General features: G+C 68.3%; 2 protein-coding genes. Both read left to right on the top strand.

Features of this window, described 5'->3' with window-relative positions; all coding sequences use genetic code 11:
* Positions 1 to 202 precede the first annotated feature (202 nt).
* Complete coding sequence (locus tag ACFW5B_RS35200; protein ID WP_386449184.1) at positions 203 to 1,405, top strand: IS110 family transposase; 1,203 nt, start codon at positions 203 to 205, stop codon at positions 1,403 to 1,405.
* 215 nt (positions 1,406 to 1,620) lie between these two features.
* On the top strand, positions 1,621 to 2,823 hold the full coding sequence (locus ACFW5B_RS35195; protein WP_386449184.1) for an IS110 family transposase: 1,203 nt from the start codon (positions 1,621 to 1,623) through the stop codon (positions 2,821 to 2,823).
* Positions 2,824 to 2,848 lie beyond the last annotated feature (25 nt).

The raw sequence follows: 2,848 nt of genomic DNA, 5'->3' as shown, positions 1-2,848 counted from the left end.
TCTCCGTAAGTTGTTAGGCGGCCCGGGAGGGCCGGGTGTGGCTTATGGTTCTCTGCCTTCAGTGGCTTCCAAGGAGTGGCCGCCCGGCTCTTCAGGGCGCCCTGGCTGCTGATTGAGATGTGCGCTTCGGTCGCTTTTTACGGAGATGACAGCGGGGTGTTCCTCGGGTCGACGGCATGCTGTTGAGGGCGAGGAGGGGCGAGTGAGCGAGCGACGGGACCGGATCTGGGCCGGCATCGACGCGGGCAAGGGGCATCACTGGGCTGCGGCGGTCGACGAGACCGGTGCGACGCTGTGGTCGAAGAAAGTCGACAACGATGAGTCGGCGATCCTGACCGCCATGGTTGAGATCCTCGACCTGGCTGACGAGGTCAACTGGGCGGTGGACATCTCCGGCACGTCCTCCGCACTGCTGCTGGCACTGCTCGCAGCCCACGGCCAGCAGGCCGTCTACGTGCCAGGCCGCACGGTCAACCGCATGTCCGGTGCCTACCGGGGAGAGGCGAAGACCGATGCCCGCGACGCCTACGTCATCGCCGAAACCGCGCGCAACCGCCGGGACTTCGCGACGATCGACGTGCCAGCCCAGCTGGCCGCCGACCTCGCGCTGCTGACCGCCCACCGCTCTGACCTCGTAGCCGATCGAGTCCGGATGATCAACCGTCTCCGCGACACGTTGACCGGCGTCTTCCCCGCGCTGGAGCGGGCCTTCGACTACAGCTCGCAGAAGGGCGCGCTGGTCCTGCTGACGGGCTACCAGACCCCGGAGGCTCTCCGCCGCCGCGGCCGGGCGAGGCTGACGGCCTGGCTGGCCAACCGCGGTGTGCGCGGCGCCGACGCCGTCGCAGAGACTGCGTTGGAGGCCGCGCAGGCCCAGCAGACCGCGCTGCCCGGCGAGGACGTCGCCGCACAGATCGTCGCCGACCTGGCCATGCAGATCCTGGCTCTGGACGACCGGCTGAAGCGGATCGACAAGCAAATCCGCGAGACGTTCCGCAGCCATCCACAGGCCGAGATCATCGAGTCCCTGCCCGGCATGGGCCCGATACTCGGCGCCGAATTTGTCGTCGCCGCTGGCGACCTCACTGCCTACGCAGACGCCGGCCATCTGGCCTCGGCGGCCGGCCTGGTACCCGTTCCGCGCGACTCCGGACGCCGGACCGGCAACCTGCACCGGCCCAAGCGCTACAGCCGCCGCCTGCGACGAGTGTTCTACATGTCCGCGCAGACCAGCATCATCCGCGAGGGACCGAACCGGGACTTCTACCTGAAGAAGCGCGGCGAGGGCTGCAAGCACGTCCAGGCCGTCATCGCCCTGGCTCGCCGACGAGCCAGCGTGCTGTGGGCACTCTTGCGTGACGGACGGATCTTCACCTCCGCCCCGCCGGTCACGCAAGCGGCTTGATTTCATCATTGAGACTCCGTAAGTTGTTAGGCGGCCCGGGAGGGCCGGGTGTGGCTTATGGTTCTCTGCCTTCAGTGGCTTCCAAGGAGTGGCCGCCCGGCTCTTCAGGGCGCCCTGGCTGCTGATTGAGATGTGCGCTTCGGTCGCTTTTTACGGAGATGACAGCGGGGTGTTCCTCGGGTCGACGGCATGCTGTTGAGGGCGAGGAGGGGCGAGTGAGCGAGCGACGGGACCGGATCTGGGCCGGCATCGACGCGGGCAAGGGGCATCACTGGGCTGCGGCGGTCGACGAGACCGGTGCGACGCTGTGGTCGAAGAAAGTCGACAACGATGAGTCGGCGATCCTGACCGCCATGGTTGAGATCCTCGACCTGGCTGACGAGGTCAACTGGGCGGTGGACATCTCCGGCACGTCCTCCGCACTGCTGCTGGCACTGCTCGCAGCCCACGGCCAGCAGGCCGTCTACGTGCCAGGCCGCACGGTCAACCGCATGTCCGGTGCCTACCGGGGAGAGGCGAAGACCGATGCCCGCGACGCCTACGTCATCGCCGAAACCGCGCGCAACCGCCGGGACTTCGCGACGATCGACGTGCCAGCCCAGCTGGCCGCCGACCTCGCGCTGCTGACCGCCCACCGCTCTGACCTCGTAGCCGATCGAGTCCGGATGATCAACCGTCTCCGCGACACGTTGACCGGCGTCTTCCCCGCGCTGGAGCGGGCCTTCGACTACAGCTCGCAGAAGGGCGCGCTGGTCCTGCTGACGGGCTACCAGACCCCGGAGGCTCTCCGCCGCCGCGGCCGGGCGAGGCTGACGGCCTGGCTGGCCAACCGCGGTGTGCGCGGCGCCGACGCCGTCGCAGAGACTGCGTTGGAGGCCGCGCAGGCCCAGCAGACCGCGCTGCCCGGCGAGGACGTCGCCGCACAGATCGTCGCCGACCTGGCCATGCAGATCCTGGCTCTGGACGACCGGCTGAAGCGGATCGACAAGCAAATCCGCGAGACGTTCCGCAGCCATCCACAGGCCGAGATCATCGAGTCCCTGCCCGGCATGGGCCCGATACTCGGCGCCGAATTTGTCGTCGCCGCTGGCGACCTCACTGCCTACGCAGACGCCGGCCATCTGGCCTCGGCGGCCGGCCTGGTACCCGTTCCGCGCGACTCCGGACGCCGGACCGGCAACCTGCACCGGCCCAAGCGCTACAGCCGCCGCCTGCGACGAGTGTTCTACATGTCCGCGCAGACCAGCATCATCCGCGAGGGACCGAACCGGGACTTCTACCTGAAGAAGCGCGGCGAGGGCTGCAAGCACGTCCAGGCCGTCATCGCCCTGGCTCGCCGACGAGCCAGCGTGCTGTGGGCACTCTTGCGTGACGGACGGATCTTCACCTCCGCCCCGCCGGTCACGCAAGCGGCTTGATTTCATCATTGAGACTCCTTAGGTG

Source organism: Streptomyces sp. NPDC058773 (genome assembly GCF_042746015.1).
GTDB lineage: Bacteria > Actinomycetota > Actinomycetes > Streptomycetales > Streptomycetaceae > Streptomyces.
The sequence above is the reverse complement of the archived record's forward strand: the minus strand, read 5'-3'. Positions and strand labels throughout refer to the sequence as shown.